Here is a 13,375-nt window from a genome sequence, read left to right as displayed (position 1 = left end):
CCTCAGAACTGACCCGAGCTGTCGAAGCGGAAGAGTTCGGCGGGGCGGAACGCCGTCCCGGCCTCGCGGGCGCCCGTCGGCGCGATCCAGCCCCGGTCGCGCATGCGGCGGCGGAAGGCGGATTTGTTGAGGGGCGCGCCGCGGATCGCCGCGTGCACGTCCTGGAGCTGGCGGAGGGTGAAGTGCTCCGGGAGCAGCGCGAAGCCGACATCCGTGTAGTCGAGCTTGCCGCGCAGCCGCTTCACGGCGAGCGCGAGGATGTCGGCGTGGTCGAAGGCGAGGGCGAGGGGGCCGCCGTTCTCCGACTCGGCCGAGACCGGGCCGCCGGCCTCGCCCGCCCAGGGCACGACCAGTGCCGCCGCCGTCAGCGCGGCGCCGCCCGCCAGGGCCTCGGTGAAGGCGGCCTCCGGCAGCAGCGCTAAATAGGCGACCGAGACGATGCGCATCCGCGGATCCCGGTCCACCGCGCCGAAGCTGTAGAGCTGCTCGAGCCGCGCCCGCCTGATCCCGGCCTTCTCGCGCAGGACGCGCTCCGCGGCGGCGTCGAGGGTCTCGGCGATGTCCACGAACCCGCCCGGCAGCGCCCAGAGGCCGGCCTGAGGCTGCCGGCTCCGCCGCAGGAGGAGGGCGGCGAGCCGCCCCGCCCGGATCCCCAGCAGGACGAGGTCGACCGCCAGGGCGGGCCGCTCGTAGGCCTCAGGGTCGTAGCCTGCCAGGAGTTCGGATTCGGTCATCGGTCGATTTCTACTCAAGTTGAGCATAACTAAGACGCGGATTGCGCATATGTCAAGCCGGGAGCGGATCCGTCAGGACGCGTCGCGCGGCGCACAGCTCCGCACCGGCGCCGGACAGATCCGCCCGGGCGCGGCCGGCGGGTACGGCCCGAGCCGGGAAAAGGGCGAAGCTTCTCGTGGCGGCGCGGCGGCGGGCGCGGGAGCTTCAGCGACGGGCCGGCCCCGATCCGCCGGCGCAGGAGGTTTCCCCGATGCCGTTCTTCGCTCCACGATCCGCGCTCGAGCCCCCCCGCAACGCCGCGCTGTCACCCCTCTTCCTCGCGCTGCTGGCGCTCCTCGTCATGCTCGCCTCGGCCCACGCGGCGCCGGGGCCGGCACGGGGCGGCCTCACGCTGCGCGGGCCGTCCGGCGCCGCGCCGGTCGAGGCCGTCCAGCTCGCGACCGACATCAGCGTCGACGTCAGCGGTCCGACCGCCCGGGCCACCGTCACCCAGGCCTTCCGCAACGTCACGGCGGAGTGGGTCGAGGGCACCTACCTGTACCCCCTGCCGGAGGACGCGGCCGTCGACGGGATGAAGCTCGTCGTCGGCTCCCGCGTGATCGTCGCCGACATCCGCGAGCGGGCGGCGGCCAAGCGCGCCTACGAGGCCGCGAAGGCGGCCGGGCAAGCGGCGGCGCTCACCGCGCAGGAGCGGCCCAACGTGTTCACCAACGCGGTCGCCAATATCGGCCCCGGCGAGACGGTGCTGGTCCAGATCACCTATCAGCAGACGATCCCCGTCTCCGGCGAGACGCGGACGCTGCGCCTGCCCCTGGTCGTCGCGCCCCGCTACAAGCCCGCCCCCGCCTCGGTGGACGCGGTCTCCCTCGACGGCACGGCCGCGGCGGCCCGCGACCCGGTTCCGGATCGCGCCCGGATCAGCCCGCCGGTGCTCGACCCGGCCCTGTCCCCGCCGACCAACCCGGTCGCCGTCACCGTGCGGCTCCGGGCGGGCTTCGCCGTCGGCGCCGTTCAGAGCGCGACCCACGCGATCCGCGTGATCGAGACCGGCCCGGAGGCGCGGACCGTCACGCTCGCCGAGGGCGTCGTGCCGGCCGACCGCGATCTCGAGCTGACCTGGGCGCCGGTCCCGAGCCGGATGCCCGGCCTCGGCCTGTTCCGCGAGACCGTGGCCGGCCGGACCTATCTGCTGGCCGCCGTGAGCCCGCCGGCGATCGAGGCCGACGCGGCCGCCCGGCCGGCGCGCGACGTCACCTTCGTCATCGACAATTCCGGCTCGATGTCGGGCGCCTCGATGCGGCAGGCCAAGGCCGGGCTGCTGGCCGGCCTCGGCCGCCTGAGCCCGCGGGACCGCTTCAACGTCATCCGCTTCGACGACACCTGGGACGCGCTGCATCCCGAGCCGGTCCCGGCGACGCGGGCGGCCCTGGCCGAGGCTGAAGCCTTCGTCGCCGCCCTGGAGGCGCGCGGCGGCACCGAGATGCTGGCGCCGCTCAAGGCGGCGCTCGCCGACCCGCACCCGGAGGACGGGCGCGTCCGCCAGGTCGTGTTCCTCACCGACGGCGCCGTCGGCGACGAGGAACGGATCTTCGCGGCGATCCACGCGGATCTCGGGCGCACGCGCCTGTTCATGGTCGGCATCGGCTCGGCGCCGAACGGCCACCTGATGCGCCACGCCGCCGAGATCGGCCGCGGCAGCTTCACCGAGATCCGCGACCTCGCGCAGGTCGGCGAGCGGACCCGGGCACTGTACGAGAAGCTGGAATCCCCCGCCGTCACCGACCTGACCGCGACCTTCTCGGTCCCGGGCGTCGCGGTCACGCCGGGCGCACTGCCCGACCTGTACCGCGGCGAGCCGCTGGTCTTCGCCGCGCGGCTGCCGGGATCGGCCGAGGGAGGGCTCCACGGGACCGTGACCGTCTCGGGCCGGGTGGGCGGCCGGACCTGGACCCGGACGCTGCCGCTCTCCGGAGCGGGTGAGGGCGCCGGCATCTCCAAGGTCTGGGCGCGCTCCCGGATCGGCGAGACCGAGACGGCGCGCATCTCCGGGCGGCTCGGCGCGGACGCGGCCGACGCCACCATCCTGGCGCTGGCCCTCGAGCACGGCCTGACGACGCGGCTGACCAGCCTCGTGGCCGTCGATGCCACGCCGCGCCGCGCGCCCGGCACGGCCCTCGTCGCCGCCGACCTGCCGCTGAACCTGCCGGCGGGCTGGGACTTCGCCAAGGTGTTCGGCACGGACCGGCCGGGCGCCGCGCCCGCCGACGACGGGGCCGCGCGGATCGTGCCGATCCGCGCCGACGGCGGGGCGGTCGACCTGCCGCAGACCGGGGCCGGGATCGTGGCGAAGCTCGGCCTGGGCCTGCTCCTCGCCCTGTTGGGCCTCCTGCTGCGCACCGGCCCGACGATCGGCGGCCGGCGGACCGGGAACGCGCGATGAGCCGCCGTCCGGGGACCGGACTGGGGAGGGCCCTCGCGGCCCTCCTCACCCTCGCGGGAATCGGGCTGGCGGCGCAGGCCGCCTGGATCCCCGCCAAGGCCGCCCTGGCGCAGGTCCTGCTGGAGCGCGCCTTCGCCCGCAGCCTGGCCGAGGGTCGGCCCGCCCGGCCCTGGCCCTGGGCGGACACCGAGCCGGTCGCCCGGCTCACCGTCGCGGGCCGCGGCTTCGTGGTGCTGAGGGGCGGGAGCGGGCAGGCCCTGGCCTTCGGCCCCGGCCATCTGGACGGCACCCCGGAGGCCGGCGCGCCCGGCACCGCGGTCATCGCCGCCCACCGCGACACGCAGTTCGCGGTGCTGGGGCAGCTCAGGCCCGGCGATCCGGTCATGGTGACGGGCCGCGACGGCCGGACCCTGCGCTTCCGAGTCACCGGCACGCGGGTGGCGCGCTGGGACGCCTCGGGCATCGACCCGCAGGCCCCCGGCCGGCACCTCGACCTCGTCACCTGCTGGCCCCTGGAGGCGCTGCGGGCCGGCCCGCTCCGGCTGATCGTCGAGACCGAGCTGGACCCGGAGCCGGAGCGCTCCTGACGGCTCGGCGTGGACGGTCAGCTTGACCGCGCTTGCGCAAATGTGCGGTTTCGTGCGGATCTGTGCGGGTCAAGCCCGTGCGAGCCGTGCCTGTGAGCGAGATCGAACTGTCCGAGGCGCAGAGCCGCGCCATTGCCCAGACCGTGCGCGAGGCGCTGGCCCGCCGGCGCATCTCGCGGCAGACGCTGGCCGAGGAGGCCCGGATCAGCATCTCGACCCTGGAGAAGGCGCTCGCCGGCCGCCGGCCCTTCACCCTGGCGACGACGATCCGGCTGGAGGAGGCCCTGGGCCAGTCCCTCCGCCAGGAAAGGGGGCGCCCGACCCCGGAGGCGGCCCGCCACGCGCCCGACGAGCTCGGCTCCTACTCGCGGGAGAGCGTGGCCTGGATCGAGGGGCGCTACCTCACCCTGCGGCCCTCGTTCGGGACGGCGGGCGCGATCTTCGCCTACCGCACCGAGATCGCCTGGGACGCGGACGCCGCCCGCCTCGTGTTCCGCGAGGCCGAGCGGCTCGACGCGCCCTTCGCGCAATCCGGCAGCGTCGCCGTGCCGAGCCAGTCGGGCATGATCTACCTGGTGACCAACTGGCACGGGCAGCACCGCCTCGCGGTGCTGTGCCGCCCGAACATCCAGGGCGAGATGTACGGGGTCCTGACCACCCTCCACGCGGGGCGCGGCACGCAGCTGACCCCGGCCGCTTCACCCCTGGCGCTGCTGCCCGAGCAGGCTGGCGCGCACGGGTACGGGCGGATCGGGCCGGACGAGCCGGGCTACGCGCCGTACCGGGCCCATCTCGCCCGGGTGCACGACGACGGCTACGCGACCTTCTTCACGGGCGTCGCCTGACAGGGTCTGACGGGTGAGCCCGAAGGCGCGGAGCGCGGCGGGCTTGGAGCGGGTACCGGGAATCGAACCCGGGTATTCAGCTTGGAAGGCTGCTGCTCTACCATTGAGCTACACCCGCGCGGGCGGATCGTTAGCACGCCGGGTCGGCCGTGAGAAGGTGGGGCGGGATCGCCGCCGCGCGGGCGACGTCCCGAATCCGCGGCGTCGCCGGCCGGCTCACAGGCACGGGTTCATGACAGGCTCGCGCGGGATCGAGAGCAGGTCGTCGACCTGGGCGCGCAGGCCCGCGGCGCCGCCGGTCCGCAGGGCCTCGAACAGGGCCTCCGCGTCGCGGCCGCAGACCGCGCCGGGCCGCTGCTCCGGTTCCGTCGTCCCGTCGCGCGGCGGGACGGCCCTGTCCGGGGCGTTGTCGGCGATGAACCGATCGATGCGCGCGAGCGCGGCGCGCAGTTCCTGCTGGAAGTCCGGGTCGGCGCCGGCGTGGCACGCCTGTCCGACGGCGCGCATCGCCTGCAGGATGCCGCGCATGCACAGCACCGCACCCTTTTCGGTCCGGTCGAGCTTCGTGACGGTGTCGCCGCGCCGGATGGTCTGGATCCCGTTCACGAGCGCCTCCGCCGGTCCCGGTCCGGCCTGCCCGGGAGCCTCCGAGGACACCGCCAGGAACGCGCAGGCCGCGGCGGCGCAGCCGACGATCAGGGATCGCGGTCGGGACGGCGTGCGTGTCGTCAGGCGCATGGATCCGGCGCCGTCTCCACCGCGCGGCCGCGGCAACGTCCGCGCGCGATCAGCCCAGGCCCAGGGCGGCGCGGGCCTCCGCGGGCGTGGCGACGCGGCGACCGTGGCGCGCCACCGCCTCGGCGGCGAGGCCGACGAGCTCGGCGTTGCCGGCCGCCAGACGGTCCTTCGTCACCCGGATGTTGTCCTCCAGGCCGGTGCGGACCGCGTCGGCGCCGCGGGCGAGCGCCCAGTCCATCACGATCGCCTGGTTGCGGCCGATCCCGGCCGCCGTCCAGGTCGCCTCCGGCAGGATCCGGCGGGTCTCGGCGAGCAGGATGTCGAGGAGGTGCTCCTCGGCCGGCATCGCGTTCTGGACGCCCATCACGAACTGCACGTGCGGGCGCGCGTCGATCAGGCCCGCCTCCACGAGGCGCTTGGCCCCGTGCAGGTGCGAGAGGTCGAAGATCTCGATCTCGGGCCGGACGCCGTACTGCTTCATCTGGCCGGCGAGGTCGGTCACGAGGCTCGCCGAATTCTCGTAGACGATCGTCGGGAAGTTGACCGAGCCGGTGGACAGGGAGGCCATGTCGGGCCGGTGCCTGAGCGAGAGGCCGCGGGCGGCCGGGTCGCGCCCGCGCCCGCCGGTCGAGAACTGCACGATCATCCCCGGGCAGTGCCGGCGCAGCCCCTCCTGCACGGCGGCGAACTTGTCCGGGTCGGAGGAGGGCGACTCGTCGTCGTTGCGCACGTGGATGTGGCAGAGCGTGGCGCCCGCCTCGAACGCCTGATGGGTCGACTCGATCTGCTCGGCCACGGTGACCGGAACGGCCGGGTTGTCCTTCTTGCGCGGCACCGAGCCGGTGATCGCCACCGCGATCACCACGGGTGCGTCGCTCCGGGATCCTGCCATTCGCCTGTCCTCCCTGCCTCATCCGGGTTCCGCGACCGGGATAGCGCCGCGGAACCCGGATCTGAACCGCCCGGCGCGGGCGGCAGGTCCGTGTGCGGGACATCTCCGGCCGGATGACAGCCGCGACCCGTGTCGTGCCGGACCCGTGCCGCGCCGGACTTGAGTCTTGCCGGCGGTTGTCGCACCTCTCGGCCCGCGAGGCACACGATGAACGACACCGTCCTGGTCCTGAACGGGCCGAACCTGAACCTGCTCGGCAAGCGCCAGCCGGAGATCTACGGCCGCGAGACCCTGGCCGACGTCGAGGCCCTGTGCCGCGAGACCGCCGCGGGCTTCGGCCTCGCGGTCGATTTCCGGCAGAGCAACGCCGAGCACGCGCTGATCGACGCGATCCACGAATTTCGGGTCGGCTCGGCCGGTATCGTCATCAACGCGGGCGCCTACACGCACACCTCGGTGGCGCTCCTCGACGCGCTGAACACCTGCGAGGTGCCGGTGATCGAGTGCCACATCTCGAATGTCCACCGGCGCGAGGCCTTCCGCCACCACTCCTACATCTCCCTCGCGGCCACGTCCGTGCTGGCGGGGTTCGGCACGCACGGCTACGCCCTGGCGATCCGCCACCTCGCGCATCTGCGGGCCGGCAGACCTGCTTGAGGCGCGGATAGCGCCGCGATCAGGGTTGACGCTGGCGGAGACAGGGGGGAGGAGGGCGGTCAGGCCCTTATTCAACGCGTTCTCCCCGGCCGGACCGGTCTACCGGACCGGCGGAGGACGTCTCGAGCGGAGCGCGCACGCCGCATGACCAGTCCCTTCCTGCCCCTCGACCGGACAGTGATCGCCCGCGAGGCGGCCAAGATGTTCCTCGAGATCGGGGCCGTCCTCTTCTACAAGGACGAGCCGTTCAAGTTCACCTCCGGCTGGGCGAGCCCGGTCTACACCGACAGCCGGAAGATCATCTCGTTCCCGCGCCTGCGCTCGACGCTGATGGATTTCGCCACCGCCACGATCGTGCGCGAGATCGGCTACGAGAAGCTGACCCACATCGCGGGCGGCGAGACCGCCGGCATCCCCTTCGCGGCCTGGATCGCCGACCGGATGATGCTGCCGATGCAGTACATCCGGAAGAAGCCCAAGGGCTTCGGCCGCAACGCCCAGATCGAGGGCGAGATCGTCGAGGGCGCCCGGACCCTGCTGGTCGAGGACCTCGCCACCGACGGGCGCAGCAAGGTCAATTTCTGCAAGGCCCTGCGCGATTCCGGCGCCCAGGTCGATCACTGCTTCGTGCTGTTCTACTACGACATCTTCCCCGACAGCGCCGCGCTGATGGAGGAGATCGGCATCAAGCTCCACTACCTCACCACGTGGTGGGACGTGCTGGCGGTGGCCAAGGAGATGGGCACCTTCGACCCGAAGACCCTGGCGGAGGTCGAGCGCTTCCTCAACGCCCCGGCGGAGTGGTCGGCGGCCCACGGCGGGATCTCCGCCTTCGGCCAGGCCTGAGGAGAGGATCGCGATGGGCGTCGCCGAGCTGTTCCCCGCCGAGCGCCAGGAGGCGAAGCCGGTCGACCGGATCACGATCCGCCGGCCGGACGACTGGCACATCCACCTGCGCGACGGCGCCATGCTGAAGGCGGTGCTGCCCTACACGGCGGCGCAGTTCGCCCGGGGCATCATCATGCCGAACCTCGTGCCGCCGGTGACCACGGTCGCGGCCGCGCAGGCCTATCGCGAGCGCATCCTGGCGGCCCTGCCCGAGGGCCAGGACTTCACGCCGCTGATGACCTGCTACCTGCGGGACGACACCGACCCGGACGAGATCGAGCGCGGCTTCAGGGAGAAGGTCTGGGTCGCCGCCAAGCTCTACCCGGCGGGCGCGACCACGAACTCGCACGCGGGCGTCACCGACCTCAATGGCATCGCGCCCGTGCTGGAGCGGATGGAGCGGATCGGCATGCCGCTCCTGATCCACGGCGAGGCGACCGACCCGGAGATCGACATCTTCGACCGCGAGGCCGCCTTCATGGAGGGCAGCCTGATCCCGCTCCTCGGCCGCCATCAGGGGCTGAAGGTCACCGTGGAGCACGCCACCACCGCGGAGATCCTCGACGTGGTCCGCGAGCACCGGAGCCGGTGCGCGGCGACGATCACGCCGCACCACCTCGTGATCAACCGGACGCACATCTTCCAGGGTGGCCTGCGCCCGCACCTGTACTGCCTGCCGGTGGCCAAGCGCGAGCGGCACCGGCTCGCCCTGCGCCGGGCCGCGACCTCCGGCGAGGCCTGCTTCTATCTCGGCACCGACACGGCCCCGCATGTCCGCGGCGCCAAGGAGGCGTCCTGCGGCTGTGCCGGCGTATTCTGCGGCCCGAGCGCGCTCCAGACCTACGTGCAGGTCTTCGACGAGGAGGGGGCGCTGGACAAGTTCGAGGCTTTCGCGTCGCTCAACGGCGCCCGCTTCCACGGTCTGGAGCCGAATGCCGGGACCGTCACCCTGGAGCGCCGGGAGAGCCGCATCGCCGAGGCCGTCGCGGTCGACGACACGGCGGTGGTGGTGTTCCGCGGCGAGGAGACGCTGCCCTGGTCGGTGGCGTGACCGCCTAGGCTGGGACCGCGCACCGTCATCGCGGGCGCGGCGAGGCGACCCCGGGCAGCGCGAGATCGGTGACCGTCGGGCGACATGGGGTTGCTTCGCCGCGCTCACCCAGACGGATACCGGCCAGCCATCTAATCGGCCGAAGCCATCTTTGCCCGGATCCAACCTCCGGTTACCGATCGTCCGTCGATCCGGAGGAGGGTAAGATGCAGGACGCGCGACAGGACGGCATCACCGCCATGGGCGCCGTGGACCTCGCCGCCGCCATCCGCGGCCGGGTCGTCTCCTGCGTCGAGGTGATGCGCGCCTATCTGGAGCGGATCCATCGGATCAACCCGCAGGTGAACGCCCTCGTGGGCCTGGCCGACGACGCCGCGCTCCTGCGGGAGGCCGAGGCCGCCGACGCCGTCCTGGCGCGCGGTGAGCCCGTCGGCCCGCTGCACGGCTTCCCGCTGGCGGTGAAGGATCTCGACCCGGTCCGCGGCCTGCGGTTCACGCAGGGCTCGCCGATCTTCGCCGACCGGGTCGCCGAGACGGACTCGATCATGGTCACCCGCCTGCGCGCCGCCGGGGCGATCTTCATCGGCAAGACCAACATCCCCGAGTTCGGTCTCGGCTCGCACAGCTTCAACCCGGTCTACGGCGCCACCGGCAACGCCTACGACCCGGCGATGACCGGGGGCGGGTCGAGCGGCGGCGCCGCCGTGGCGGTGGCGCTGCGGATGCAGCCGGTGGCCGACGGCAGCGACCATGCCGGCTCCCTGCGGAATCCGCCCGCCTTCAACAACTGCTACGGCCTGCGCCCGAGCTGGGGCCGGATCCCGGCCGAGGCCAAGGACGTGTTCAGCCCGAATCTCGGCGTGCTCGGGGCGATCGGGCGCACGCCGGGCGATATCGGCCTGATGCTCTCGGTGCTGGCGGGCTACGATCCGCGCTGCCCGAACGCCGTCCGGCAGGACCCGTCCGCCTTCGCGCGCCCGCTCGCCCGCGACTTCCGCGGGACGCGGATCGCGTGGCTCGGCGATTGCGGCGGCGAGATCCCGTTCGATCCCGGCGTGCTCGACGTCGGGCGCGCCGCCCTGGCGACCTTCGCGGAGATCGGCTGCACCGTCGAGGAGGCGATGCCGCGCTACGACATGGAGCGGCTCTGGCAGGACTGGCTGGTGCTGCGGGCCCTCACCGTCGCGGCGAACCTCCGCCCGCTCTACGACGAGCCCCGCCACCGGGCCCTGCTCAAGCCGGAGGCGGTCTGGGAGGTCGAGCGGGGACTGGCGCTCGGCGCCGACCGGATCATCGCGGCGCTGGAGGGGCGCACCCGCTGGTACGAGACCCTGCGCCGCTTCATGGAGGCCTACGACTACGTGGTCATGCCCAGCGCCCAGGTCTTCCCGTTCGACAAGAGCCTGCGCTGGCCCGAGACCGTGGGCGGCCACGCGATGGACACCTACCACCGCTGGATGCAGATCACGATTCCCGCGACGATGTCGGGCCTGCCGGCGCTGGCCGTGCCGGCCGGGTTCGGGGAGGCCGGGCTGCCCGCGGGCATCCAGATCGTCGGTCCCAACCACGGCGAGCTCGCCTGCCTGCAGCTCGGTGCCGCCTACGACGCGGCGAGCAACTGGGTCCGCCGCTACCCGCCGCCGCTGAACTGAGGGAGCGGCTCGTCGACCAAGCCGGCGCAAACAAGCGCCGGACGCGTTGACCCGCCCCGCGCTCTCCGCTAAGAGGCCCGACACTTCGCGTGCCGACCATGAGCCAGTTCCGGATCATGGGGCCGCCGCGGGGCAGGTTCGGATATCCGATGACCACGGTCCTTATTGTAGCGGTAGCGTCACCGACGGGGCGGCCCTGAGAGAGGGCCGCGATCCGGGCGGTGGCGCATGCAGGGTCCCTCGGGGCCCTTTTTTGTTGCCCGCGTCCGGGCGGGACAGGACTGGGACGGACGGAGATCCGAGGCGAGAGACACCTTCGGGCGAGGCGGAGACCGCCCCGCGTGACGGGGGTGCCGGGAGAGAGAACGGGGCAGGGCGGCGATCACGGGATCGCGGTGGCTCCGGAGAGCGCGAGGAGACGAGCATGGGCGGCGAGGTCATGACCGGGGCCGAGATGGTCATCCGGGCCTTCCAGGATCAGGGTGTCGACACGCTGTTCGGGTACCCGGGCGGCGCCGTACTTCCGATCTACGACGCGCTCTTCCACCAGAACGCCGTCAAGCACATCCTCGTCCGCCACGAGCAGGGCGCCGTCCACGCCGCGGAGGGCTATGCCCGCTCCTCCGGCAAGGTCGGCTGCGTCCTCGTGACGTCGGGCCCCGGCGCGACCAACATCGTCACCGGACTCACCGACGCGATGCTGGACTCGATCCCGCTGGTCTGCATCACCGGACAGGTCCCGACGCACCTGATCGGCACCGACGCGTTCCAGGAATGCGACACGGTCGGCATCACGCGCCACTGCACGAAGCACAATTACCTCGTCAAATCGATCGACGACCTGCCGCGCATCCTGCACGAGGCGTTCTACGTCGCGGCGAACGGCCGTCCCGGTCCGGTCGTGGTCGACCTGCCCAAGGACATCCAGTTCGCCTCCGGCCTCTACGAGCGCCCCGAGATCGCGAGCCACAAGACCTACCGCCCGGCCGTCAAGGGCGACGCCGACCGGATCCGCGCGGCCGTCGAGCTGATGGCGACCGCGCGCCGGCCGGTCTTCTACACCGGCGGCGGCGTCATCAACTCGGGTCCTGAGGCCTCGCGCCTGCTGCGCGAGCTCGTCCGCGAGACCGGCTTCCCGATCACCTCGACCCTGATGGGGCTCGGCGCCTATCCGGGCACGGACGAGAAGTTCCTGGGCATGCTCGGCATGCACGGGACCTACGAGGCCAACCTCGCGATGCACGAGTGCGACGTGATGATCTGCGTCGGCGCCCGGTTCGACGACCGGATCACCGGCCGGCTCGACGCGTTCTCGCCGTTCTCGAAGAAGATCCACATCGACGTCGACGCCTCCTCGATCAACAAGGTCGTCAAGGTCGATGTCGGGATCGTCGGCGACTGCGCGTCGGTGCTCGCCGACATGCTGGAGGCGTGGCGCGCCTTGCCGTCGCGGCCCGACACGTCGAACCTCGATCCGTGGTTCCAGAAGATCAACGCCTGGAAGGCGCGGGACTGCCTCGCCTACTGGCCGTCGGGCACGATCATCAAGCCGCAATACGCCGTGCAGCGCCTCTACGAGGCCTGCAAGGACCGCGAGACCTACATCACCACCGAGGTCGGCCAGCACCAGATGTGGGCGGCCCAGTACTTCAAGTACGACGAGCCGAACCGGTGGATGACGTCGGGCGGCCTCGGCACGATGGGCTACGGCCTGCCGGCTGCGATCGGCACGCAGCTCGCGCACCCGAACGGGCTCGTCATCGACATCGCCGGCGAGGCCTCGATCCTGATGAACATGCAGGAGATGTCGACGGCGGTGCAGTACCGCCTGCCGATCAAGGTGTTCATCCTGAACAACGAGTACATGGGCATGGTCCGCCAGTGGCAGGAGCTGCTGCACGGCTCGCGCTACTCGCAGAGCTACTCGGAGAGCCTGCCGGACTTCGTGAAGCTCGCGGAGGCCTACGGCGCCAAGGGCATGCGCTGCGAGAAGCCGGGCGACCTCGACGGCGCCATCGCGGAGATGCTCGCCCACGACGGCCCGGTGATCTTCGACTGCATCGTCGACAAGACCGAGAACTGCTTCCCGATGATCCCGTCGGGCAAGGCGCACAACGAGATGCTCCTGTCCGACTACCTCGGTGAGACCGGCGTCGAGCTCGGCGACGTGATCTCCGAGGAAGGCAAGATGCTGGTGTGAGGGAGGGCGGCCCGGCTCCGTGCCGGGCCGCGATCCGCCGCTGCGGCGGCGATGGGTCGAACGACGAGGACTTGCCCCGCGATGAACGCGATGAACACCCACTATCCCGAGCCCGTCCGCGTCGAGCCGGTGAACCGGCACACGCTCGCGGTGATCGTCGACAACGAGCCCGGCGTGCTCGCCCGCATCTCCGGCATGTTCTCCGGTCGCGGCTACAACATCGAGAGCCTGACGGTCTCCGAGACCGAGGAGGCGCGCCACATCTCCCGCATCACCATCGTGACCGCGGGCACGAACGCCGTGATCGAGCAGATCAAGGCGCAGCTCGACCGGCTGGTGCCGGTGCACCGGGTGGTGGACCTGACGCTCCAGGGCAACGCCATCGAGCGCGAGATCTGCCTGGTGAAGGTGAAGGGCGAGGGCGAGCACCGCAGCGAGGCGCTTCGGCTCGCCGCCGCCTTCGGCGCCAAGACGCTCGACGCCACGCTCAACTCCTTCGTGTTCGAATTGACCGGCGCCACCGAGGAGATCGACCGGTTCGTGCGCCTGATGAGCGTGATCGGGCTGGTGGAGATCTGCCGGACCGGGATCTCCGCGATGGGGCGCGGGGCGGAGCCGCTCTGAGTTTCCGACGCGCGGCTCATCGGTGCCGGGGGGAGCCGATCGAGGCCGTCGCTTCGCGCCTGAGTT

The 13,375-nt window shown here is 72.3% G+C and carries 12 protein-coding genes and 1 tRNA gene; 9 read left to right on the top strand and 4 right to left on the bottom strand.

The features are described from left to right. Window positions 1–2: 2 nt before the first annotated feature. Entirely contained in the window at window positions 3–734 is a 732-nt protein-coding gene (locus ACTJK8_RS18035; RefSeq protein ID WP_127991991.1) for an NUDIX hydrolase, read from the bottom strand. A 251-nt stretch (window positions 735–985) separates the two neighbouring features. Here ACTJK8_RS18035 and ACTJK8_RS18030 point away from each other — a divergent pair, with 251 nt between their 5' ends. The 3 genes from ACTJK8_RS18030 (at window position 986) to ACTJK8_RS18020 (ending at window position 4,607) form a co-directional block, all read left to right on the top strand. After that, window positions 986–3,175 (top strand): marine proteobacterial sortase target protein, encoded by a 2,190-nt coding sequence (locus ACTJK8_RS18030; protein WP_440762315.1) that lies wholly within the window; start codon window positions 986–988, stop codon window positions 3,173–3,175. Continuing rightward, entirely contained in the window at window positions 3,172–3,762 is a 591-nt protein-coding gene (locus ACTJK8_RS18025) for a class GN sortase (protein WP_440762314.1), read from the top strand. The genes ACTJK8_RS18030 and ACTJK8_RS18025 overlap by 4 nt, the downstream gene beginning before the upstream one ends. Before the next feature lie 92 nt (window positions 3,763–3,854). Beyond that, window positions 3,855–4,607 carry a helix-turn-helix domain-containing protein gene (locus ACTJK8_RS18020; RefSeq protein ID WP_440762313.1) on the top strand — a complete coding sequence of 251 codons (753 nt, stop codon included), beginning with the start codon at window positions 3,855–3,857 and terminating at the stop codon, window positions 4,605–4,607. A 44-nt stretch (window positions 4,608–4,651) separates the two neighbouring features. Here ACTJK8_RS18020 and ACTJK8_RS18015 read toward each other — a convergent pair. The 3 genes from ACTJK8_RS18015 to ACTJK8_RS18005 form a co-directional block, all read right to left on the bottom strand. Beyond that, window positions 4,652–4,725: transfer RNA gene (locus ACTJK8_RS18015), tRNA-Gly, on the bottom strand. Window positions 4,726–4,823: 98 nt separating this feature from the next. Then, window positions 4,824–5,345: a hypothetical protein gene (locus ACTJK8_RS18010; protein ID WP_440762312.1), complete on the bottom strand. Its 522-nt coding sequence runs from the start codon at window positions 5,343–5,345 to the stop codon at window positions 4,824–4,826. A 49-nt stretch (window positions 5,346–5,394) separates the two neighbouring features. After that, window positions 5,395–6,237, bottom strand: a complete 843-nt coding sequence (locus ACTJK8_RS18005; RefSeq protein WP_012322209.1) for a 3-keto-5-aminohexanoate cleavage protein — start codon at window positions 6,235–6,237, stop codon at window positions 5,395–5,397. Window positions 6,238–6,444: 207 nt separating this feature from the next. Here ACTJK8_RS18005 and aroQ point away from each other — a divergent pair, with 207 nt between their 5' ends. From aroQ to ilvN, 6 genes are all read left to right on the top strand, one after another. Continuing rightward, window positions 6,445–6,894 (top strand): type II 3-dehydroquinate dehydratase, encoded by a 450-nt coding sequence (gene aroQ / locus ACTJK8_RS18000; protein WP_012322210.1) that lies wholly within the window; start codon window positions 6,445–6,447, stop codon window positions 6,892–6,894. 144 nt (window positions 6,895–7,038) lie between these two features. Continuing rightward, window positions 7,039–7,740 carry an orotate phosphoribosyltransferase gene (locus ACTJK8_RS17995; RefSeq protein ID WP_012322211.1) on the top strand — a complete coding sequence of 234 codons (702 nt, stop codon included), beginning with the start codon at window positions 7,039–7,041 and terminating at the stop codon, window positions 7,738–7,740. A 13-nt stretch (window positions 7,741–7,753) separates the two neighbouring features. Beyond that, window positions 7,754–8,833, top strand: coding sequence for a dihydroorotase (gene pyrC, locus ACTJK8_RS17990; RefSeq protein WP_029361017.1), 1,080 nt, complete (start codon window positions 7,754–7,756; stop codon window positions 8,831–8,833). Between the two features lie 206 nt (window positions 8,834–9,039). After that, entirely contained in the window at window positions 9,040–10,485 is a 1,446-nt protein-coding gene (locus ACTJK8_RS17985; protein ID WP_012322213.1) for an amidase, read from the top strand. 424 nt (window positions 10,486–10,909) lie between these two features. Then, complete coding sequence (locus tag ACTJK8_RS17980; protein WP_012322214.1) at window positions 10,910–12,685, top strand: acetolactate synthase 3 large subunit; 1,776 nt, start codon at window positions 10,910–10,912, stop codon at window positions 12,683–12,685. Window positions 12,686–12,766: 81 nt separating this feature from the next. Further along, a complete protein-coding gene (gene ilvN / locus ACTJK8_RS17975) occupies window positions 12,767–13,309 on the top strand; it encodes an acetolactate synthase small subunit (RefSeq protein WP_012322215.1) in 543 nt (180 codons plus the stop codon). Window positions 13,310–13,375 lie beyond the last annotated feature (66 nt).

This window comes from Methylobacterium sp. 22177 (genome assembly GCF_052045615.1).
GTDB lineage: Bacteria > Pseudomonadota > Alphaproteobacteria > Rhizobiales > Beijerinckiaceae > Methylobacterium > Methylobacterium radiotolerans.
The sequence above is the reverse complement of the archived record's forward strand: the minus strand, read 5'-3'. Positions and strand labels throughout refer to the sequence as shown.

Bases quoted from the DNA above. Each gene is read 5' to 3' on its own strand.
- ACTJK8_RS18035 (WP_127991991.1), bottom strand. From the start codon at position 734: ATGACCGAATCCGAACTCCTGGCAGGCTACGACCCTGAGGCCTACGAG.
- ACTJK8_RS18030 (WP_440762315.1), top strand. From the start codon at position 986: ATGCCGTTCTTCGCTCCACGATCCGCGCTCGAGCCCCCCCGCAACGCC.
- ACTJK8_RS18025 (WP_440762314.1), top strand. From the start codon at position 3,172: ATGAGCCGCCGTCCGGGGACCGGACTGGGGAGGGCCCTCGCGGCCCTC.
- ACTJK8_RS18010 (WP_440762312.1), bottom strand. From the start codon at position 5,345: ATGCGCCTGACGACACGCACGCCGTCCCGACCGCGATCCCTGATCGTC.
- ACTJK8_RS18005 (WP_012322209.1), bottom strand. From the start codon at position 6,237: ATGGCAGGATCCCGGAGCGACGCACCCGTGGTGATCGCGGTGGCGATC.
- aroQ (WP_012322210.1), top strand. From the start codon at position 6,445: ATGAACGACACCGTCCTGGTCCTGAACGGGCCGAACCTGAACCTGCTC.
- ACTJK8_RS17995 (WP_012322211.1), top strand. From the start codon at position 7,039: ATGACCAGTCCCTTCCTGCCCCTCGACCGGACAGTGATCGCCCGCGAG.
- pyrC (WP_029361017.1), top strand. From the start codon at position 7,754: ATGGGCGTCGCCGAGCTGTTCCCCGCCGAGCGCCAGGAGGCGAAGCCG.
- ACTJK8_RS17985 (WP_012322213.1), top strand. From the start codon at position 9,040: ATGCAGGACGCGCGACAGGACGGCATCACCGCCATGGGCGCCGTGGAC.
- ACTJK8_RS17980 (WP_012322214.1), top strand. From the start codon at position 10,910: ATGGGCGGCGAGGTCATGACCGGGGCCGAGATGGTCATCCGGGCCTTC.
- ilvN (WP_012322215.1), top strand. From the start codon at position 12,767: ATGAACGCGATGAACACCCACTATCCCGAGCCCGTCCGCGTCGAGCCG.